Annotated in this window: 6 protein-coding genes; 4 read left to right on the top strand and 2 right to left on the bottom strand. The window is 69.3% G+C overall.

Annotated features, from left to right (window positions below; all coding sequences use genetic code 11):
• Both ACSAMQ_RS19465 and gpmI read right to left on the bottom strand, forming a co-directional pair.
• On the bottom strand, positions 1–847 hold an 847-nt coding region (locus tag ACSAMQ_RS19465), incomplete at its 3' end, for a murein hydrolase activator EnvC family protein (protein WP_435397244.1).
• Positions 847–2,397 (bottom strand): 2,3-bisphosphoglycerate-independent phosphoglycerate mutase, encoded by a 1,551-nt coding sequence (gene gpmI / locus ACSAMQ_RS19460; RefSeq protein WP_435397243.1) that lies wholly within the window; start codon positions 2,395–2,397, stop codon positions 847–849. The genes gpmI and ACSAMQ_RS19465, both read right to left, overlap by 1 nt.
• 251 nt (positions 2,398–2,648) lie before the next feature.
• Here gpmI and ACSAMQ_RS19455 point away from each other — a divergent pair, with 251 nt between their 5' ends.
• The 4 genes from ACSAMQ_RS19455 (at position 2,649) to ACSAMQ_RS19440 (ending at position 6,617) form a co-directional block, all read left to right on the top strand.
• On the top strand, positions 2,649–3,317 hold the full coding sequence (locus ACSAMQ_RS19455) for a hypothetical protein (protein ID WP_435397242.1): 669 nt from the start codon (positions 2,649–2,651) through the stop codon (positions 3,315–3,317).
• 215 nt (positions 3,318–3,532) lie between these two features.
• The gene (locus tag ACSAMQ_RS19450) at positions 3,533–5,296 is read left to right on the top strand and encodes a M28 family metallopeptidase (RefSeq protein WP_435397241.1); all 1,764 of its coding nucleotides are present in this window, start codon (positions 3,533–3,535) and stop codon (positions 5,294–5,296) included.
• A 149-nt stretch (positions 5,297–5,445) separates the two neighbouring features.
• The gene (locus ACSAMQ_RS19445) at positions 5,446–5,835 is read left to right on the top strand and encodes an MAPEG family protein (protein ID WP_435397240.1); all 390 of its coding nucleotides are present in this window, start codon (positions 5,446–5,448) and stop codon (positions 5,833–5,835) included.
• A 44-nt stretch (positions 5,836–5,879) separates the two neighbouring features.
• Entirely contained in the window at positions 5,880–6,617 is a 738-nt protein-coding gene (locus ACSAMQ_RS19440) for a 2OG-Fe dioxygenase family protein (protein WP_435397239.1), read from the top strand.
• Positions 6,618–7,210 lie beyond the last annotated feature (593 nt).

The following is a 7,210-nucleotide window of genomic DNA, read 5'->3' as shown; positions in this document are numbered from 1 at the left end:
CCGCGGCTTTCGCCTCGCGCGCTTCGCGTTCGGCCTTGGCCTTGGCGGCGGCGCGGCGTTGCGCCTCGGCGCGGGCGGCCGCGGCGCGCAGCTTCGCCAGCAATTGCTCCAGGCCCTTGGCGTCGCGGCCGAGCTCGCGCTCGCGGGTGCTGCGGTCCTGGTACTTTTCGTTGATCTGCGCGACCAGCGCGGCACGCGCCTTGCGGTCTTTCTCGAGCTGGCCGAGCTGGCTGCGCTGCTGCTTGCGGGTGCTGTCGAGGGTCAGGCGACGCTCGACGATCTCGCGCTCGACCGCATCGAGTTCGCGCAGTTGCGTATTGAGTTCGCCGATGCGGCGCGCGCGGTCGCGCTGGACGTAACCGTGGTAGGTGAGGATGCGGCCGCTGTCGGCGACCTTGTCCTGCGAAAGCAGCAACTTCAGCGGGGCATCGTTGCCCTGCGCATAGGCCGCGCGAACCAGCCGTGCGAGCTCCTGCCGCTGCGCGCCGAGCTTGCCGTTGAGTGCGTCGCGGCGGCTCTGCAGTTCCTTCAAGGCGGCCTGCTCGCGCGCCAGCCGCGCCTCGGTCTCGCGCAGGGCGCGATTGGAATGGCCGACCTGTTCGTCGGCGGCGCGCAGCCGCTGCGAGGCATCGCCGCGCTGGCCTTCGAGCCGGCGCCGCTCGGCGGCGACCGACTTCAACTCGGTCTTGATCTTCTCGAGCTTGCGTTCGGTTTCGCGGCTGCTGTTCTGCGCCGCCGCCATCGCGCTCGATACAGGCAGCAGCAGCGACACCGCGACGAACGCGATCGCCGCCAGCGCCGGCCAGGCCCGCGCACGCAGTTGATGCAGCTCGCGCAGTTGGGGCATCAGCGCTCCAGCAGGCTTTGCCCGGTCATTTCGGCCGGTTGCGCCAGGCCGAGCAGATCGAGCATGGTCGGGGCGACGTCGCGCAGGGCGCCGCCGCTGCGCAGGCCGGTCTTGCGCGAGCCGACATACACGAAGGGCACCGGCCCGACCGTGTGCGCGGTGTGCGGCTGCCCGGTCTCGGGGTCGCGCATCATTTCCAGGTTGCCGTGGTCGGCGGTGATCAGCAGGGCGCCGCCGACTTCGCGCACCGCCGCGGCAACCGCGCCGATCGCCAGGTCGACCGCTTCGGCGGCCTTGATCGCCGCGCCCAGATCGCCGGTATGGCCGACCATGTCGGGGTTGGCGATGTTGCAGACCGCCACGTCGATGGCGCCGGAACGGATCGAGGCGACCAGCTGCTCGGTCAGCTCGGGGCAGCTCATTTCCGGCTGCAGGTCGTAGGTCGCGACCTTGGGGCTCGGGATCAGGATGCGGCTTTCGCCGGCATACGGTTCCTCGCGCCCGCCGCTGAAGAAGAAAGTCACGTGCGCGTACTTCTCGGTCTCGGCGATGCGCAACTGGGTCAGGCCGTTCGCGGCCAGCAGCTCGCCGAGGGTGTTGTGCAGATCGTCGGGGCCGAACGCGACCGGCGCCGGCAGCCGGGCGTCGTACTCGGTCAGGCAGACGAAGCGCGACAGCCGCGGCCGGCGCGCTTCGTAGCCGGCGAACGCGGGATCGACGAAGGCCGCGGTCAGCTGGCGGGCGCGGTCGGCGCGGAAATTCATGAACACGACCGCGTCGCCGTCGGCCATCGCCGCGCTGGCGCCGACTTCGCCGGTGACGATCACCGTCGGAGCGACGAACTCGTCGGTCTCGCCGCGCGCATACGCGGCCTCCAGGCCGGCGAGCGCGCTCGCGGCGCGGTGCTCGCTGGCGGCGTCGACGATCGCGTGCCAGGCGCGCAATTGGCGATCCCAGCGCTGGTCGCGGTCCATCGCGTAGTAGCGGCCGCTGATCGAGGCGATGTGCGCATTGCCGACCTGGGCGCACACCTGCTGCAGGCGTTCCAGGCTCGGCGCGGCCGATTTCGGCGGCATGTCGCGGCCGTCGAGGAAGGCGTGCACAGCGACCCGGGCCACGCCTTCGCGGCGGGCCAGTTCGAGCATGGCGAAGAGGTGCTGCTCGTGACTGTGCACGCCGCCCGGCGACAGCAGGCCCATCACGTGCAGGGTGGCGCGGTTGGCCTTCGCCGCGGCGCAGGCCGCGCGCAGTTCCTGATTGGCGTAGAAGCTGCCGTCCTCGATCGCCGCGTCGACCCGGGTCAAGTCCTGGTAGACGATGCGACCGGCGCCGAGATTCATGTGGCCGACTTCGGAATTGCCCATCTGCCCGTCCGGCAGGCCGACGTGGCGGCCTTCGGTGTGGATCAGGGTGTGCGGTGCGCTCGCGAGCAGGGCGCGCCAGTTCGGCAGGGTCGCCTGGGCCAGGGCGTTGTCGGCGGGATCGTCGCGATGGCCCCAACCGTCGAGGATCAACAACACTACGGGCTTGGGGCGGGAAGGCGCTGACACGTCGGAAGTTCCTATGACTTGGGGCAGGGGCCGCCGCGGGCGGGTCCTGCGATTGTAGCGAAGCGCCGCATGAAGCCCCGAACAACAGGCGCGCCGGCGCGGGCCGGGCACGACCCGGCTCGTTGCGGCGCCGGCAAGTGCTTGATCCTCAACGCCCGGTCGCGGCCGAAGCAGGATTTGTTCGCGCGGCTGTAAACCGTTTGCGCAGTGCCCGCATCTCAATCCCTGTCCACTACACAACGGAACACGCCATGACGAGCCCCCGCCTCACTCTCAGCCTCTCGGTCCTGATCGCGCTGTCCTCGCCGCTGGCGTTCGCCGCCGAGGGCGTCAGCAAGGTCAACGGCAGCATCACGGTCGGCTCCGGCGAAAGCCAAGGCACGCTGGAAACCGTCAACGGCAGCATCAAGATCGGCGACAACGCCCGCGTCGCCGACGCCTCGACCGTCAACGGCAGCATCAGCGTCGGCGAACGCAGCCAGACCGGCGGCCTGGAGACGGTCAACGGCAGCATCCGCGTCGCCAGCGACGTCACCGCCAGCGACGGCCTGGAAACCGTCAACGGCGGCATCTTCGTCGACCGCGGCGGCACCGTGCGCGGCGACGTCGAGACCGTCAACGGTGCGATCGGCTTGGTCGACACCGATGTCACCGGCGGCATCGAAACCGTCAACGGCGACGTCACCGTCGGCGTCGGCTCGCACGTCAGCGGCGGCATCCGCTACACGAAGCCCAACGGCATGAGCATCAAGCTCAAGCCGCGCAACCCGCGCGTGGTGATCGGCCCGAACGCGCGCGTCGACGGCCCGCTGGTGTTCGAACGCGAAGTCACCCTGTACGTGCACGCCACCGCCAAGACCGGCCCGATCCGCGGCGCCACCGCGATCGCCTTCAACACGCCGACGCCGCCGGCCGAGTAAGCGCCCGGCGCTCGCGATCCGGCCCGTTCCGATCGACCGGCACGGGCCGCGATTCCAGCCGTTCGCGCCGAGACCCCGGCGAATCCGGGCCGAACCGCGCCATCCGGCGCAGTCGCGACCCCGCCAGCGGCCAGGCACGGGACAACGCCCCCGCGACGTTGCCCCTAGAATGGACCTCCCCCACCCCCGGCCCACCGGCCGCTCCTGGAGGTCTGATGTCCCGTACCCCGCTCCTCACCGCCACCTCGCTGGTGGCCGCCGCCCTGGTGTTGTCGGCCTGCAACAAGCCGGCCGAAACGCCGGAGGCGAAGGCTCCGGCCGGCGCCCCGGCCGCCCCGCCGAGCGCCGCCGCCGATCACGCCTTCGATGGCGCGATCAACGCCGCCGACTTCGCCCGACACGTCAAGGTCCTGGCCTCCGACGAGTTCGAGGGCCGCGCGCCCGGCAGCGCCGGCGAAGAAAAGACCGTCCAGTACCTGGAAGCGCAGTTCAAGCGCCTCGGCCTGAAGCCCGGCAACGGCGACAGCTATTTCCAGACCGTGCCGATGGTCGAGACCACCGCCGACGAAGCCACCTCGCTCAAGCTCGAGGTCAAGGGCCAGCCGCGCGAACTCAAGTTCGGCAGCGACATGGTCGTCGGCACCCGCACCGGCCAGGCCGAGGTCAAGCTCGACGCCAGCGACCTGGTGTTCGTCGGCTACGGCGTCAACGCGCCCGAGCAGAAGTGGAACGACTACGCCAGTGTCGACGTCAAGGGCAAGACCGTGGTGATCCTGGTCAACGACCCGGGTTTCCACAGCCAGGACGCGACCTTGTTCGAAGGCCGCCGCATGACCTATTACGGCCGCTGGACCTACAAGTTCGAAGAAGCCGCCCGCCAGGGCGCGGCCGCCGCGCTGATCGTCCACGACGACGCCGGCGCCTCCTACGGCTGGGACGTGGTCAAGAACTCCTGGTCCGGCGCGCAGTTCGACCTGCCCGCGAAGGACGATCCCGAACCGCGCCTGCCGGTGCAGGGCTGGATCACCGGCGACAGCGCTCGCAAGCTGCTCGGCGACCTCGGCCAGAACCTCGACGAGCTCTACAAGGCGGCCGGCAAGCGCGGCTTCAAGGCGATCCCACTGCAGGCCAAGGCCTCGGTCGAGTTGAAGAGCAAGATCAGCGAAAAGTCCTCGCGCAACGTGATCGCCCGCCTCGACGGCGCCAAGCGGCCCGACGAAGCCATCGTCTACATGGCGCACTGGGATCACCTCGGCAACCACACCGGCGAAGGCGGTCACGAAGGCCACGGCGCCGGCGACGGCAAGGCCGGCGGCGCCGACACGATCTACAACGGCGCGATCGACAACGCCTCCGGCGTGGCCGGCATCCTCGAGATCGCCGAGGCCTTCAGCAAGCAGACGCCGCCGCCGGACCGCTCGCTGCTGTTCGTTTCGGTGACCCTGGAGGAGTCGGGCCTGCTCGGCTCCAAGTACTACGTCGCCCACCCGACCGTGCCGCTCAACAAGACCGTGGCGGTGATCAACCTCGACGCCATGCCGATCATCGGCAAGGCCAAGGACTTCACCGTGGTCGGCTACGGCAGCTCGGAGCTCGAGGACATCCTCAAGACCATCGCCGACGGCCAGGGCCGCGTGCTGCATGCCGAAGCCACTCCGCAGGACGGCTTCTACTTCCGCTCCGATCACTTCAACTTCGCCAAGGCCGGCGTGCCCGCGCTGTACGCCAAGGGCGGCGACGACCTGCTCGAAGGCGGCACCGAGGCCGGACAGAAAGCCCAGGTCGACTACCGCGACAACCGTTACCACAAGCCGGCCGACCAGTTCGATCCGAACTGGAAGCTCGACGGCGTGGTCCAGGACCTCGACGCGCTGTACGGCGTCGGCAAGGTGCTCGCCGGCAACGAGCAGTGGCCGAACTGGTACGAAGGCAACGCCTTTCGCGCCGCGCACGACAAGTTGATGGCTCCGGCCAAGTAAGCGCCGCGCAAGCCGCTGGGCGATCGCCAAACGGCGCCCGGTCGCCCACGACCGCAAAGCGACCCGACGACGGCGCCCCCTGGGCGCCGTCGTTTTTTCCGCTAGGCTTTGCAGGCCGCGTCCCGCGGCCACGGGGAACGCGCATGTCCATGACCGTCGCTTATTGGTGCCTGTTGATCGCCGCGTTACTACCCTATCTGTGGGCCGCCGTCGCCAAGGGCAGCGGCGAGCGCTACGACAACCGCGATCCCCGCGCCTGGCAGACCCGCCAGGACAACCCGCGCAGCAACGCGGCCTATGCCGCCCACCTCAACGCCTTCGAGGCCTTCGCCCCGTTCGCCGCCGGCGTGCTCGGCGCGCAGATGACCGGCGTCGACACCGGCGTCATCGCCGGCCTGTCGGTGGCCTTCATCGGGTGCCGCGTTTTGCACGGCGTGTTCTATCTGACCCGCCAGGCTCCCTTGCGCAGCCTGGCCTGGGTGGCCGGCTTCGGCTGCGTGGTCGCCCTGCTCGTACAAGCCGCCCTGGCGGCGGCCTGATCGTTCGCCGCGACCCTGTACGCCTTCGATTTCAAGAGCCAGGCATGAACCCCGCACCGAGTTCCGAGCACCAGGATTTCGCCGACGCCCTGCGCCGCGACGGTTTCCGTTTCGTTGCCGGCGAGGACATGCGCACGCATCTGCTGCGTCACGGTTCGCTGCAGGACTGGGCCGCCTTCGCTCACAGTTGGAACGACCTGGCGCCGGACAGCTACCTCGCCAGCGTCGGCCGTCATCGCCGCCGTCGCCACGCCGTGTTCCGCGCCGATCGAAACGGCGCGATCGCGCGCCAGCGGCATCAGCCGCACTACCAAAGCCTGAATTACAACGCCTTGCAGGGCGATATCGAACGCTGGTTCGAGCCGGTAAGCGACGACGTCGCCCACGGTGCCACCTTGGCGACCATTCTCGGCTTTTGCCGCGAGTTCTTCGGCCTGCTGGCGCCGCAGGTGCCCGGCTGGCATATCGAACTGCACCAGTTCCGCATCGAAGCCCGCGGCGACGAAGCAGGCCAGCCCACGCCCGAAGGCGTGCACCGCGACGGCGTCGACTATGTCCTGGTGCTGCTGATCGACCGCCACAACATCGTCAGCGGCACGACCACCATCCACACCGCCGACGGCGGCCTGCTCGGCAGCTTCACCCTGACCGCCCCCCTCGATGCCGCCCTGGTCGACGACGCCCGCGTCTTCCACGGCGTGACCGCGGTAACCCCGCAAGACCCGACGCGCGAAGCGCATCGCGATGTGCTGGTGGTGACGTTCCGGGCGGTGGGCGACTGAGTTGGAATTACTGGCCTGCGGTAAGGGACGCAGCCACGGGAGACGACGCAGTCGCGACTTGCGTCGCTCCTCCCCGGAGCCACCGCGTCAGTGCGCTGCGAACTGCCCTCTGTAGGAGCGACGTAAGTCGCGATCAAGGGACGCGCCGAGACGACAATGCGAATGCTATCCATCGAAGCGGCGTGCGTTCGCCAGGGTAGGAGCGGCGCGAGCCGCGACATCGCCGTTGCGGTCTTGCGGCGCACGGTTCAAGCCGGCAGTTACCCGCCGCTTGAGTAGCGGAAGCGTTGGGTTGGATATTGATGTTTCTTGAAGGGCGCGCTGCAGGACCGACGCAGCGCGGCCGCGGCTCGCGCCGCTCCTGCCCCGGCGATAACACGCCGCTTCGGCCCATGACGAAGGCCTTGCGGCCTCAGCGCGTGCCTTGGTCGCGACTGACGTCGCTCCTGCGGTGGAATCAGGCGCCCGGGTAAATGGATCGCGCAAAGAAAAACGCCGCAACCTGTGGGTTGCGGCGTTTTAGGGTAAAGCCCCTGGCGATGACCTACTCTTGCATGGCTTAGGCCACACTACCATCGGCGCATGTGCGTTTC

Origin of the sequence: Lysobacter sp. 1R34A (assembly GCF_051217035.1) — a bacterium.
Classification (GTDB): Bacteria; Pseudomonadota; Gammaproteobacteria; order Xanthomonadales; family Xanthomonadaceae; genus Lysobacter.
The sequence above is the reverse complement of the archived record's forward strand: the minus strand, read 5'-3'. Positions and strand labels throughout refer to the sequence as shown.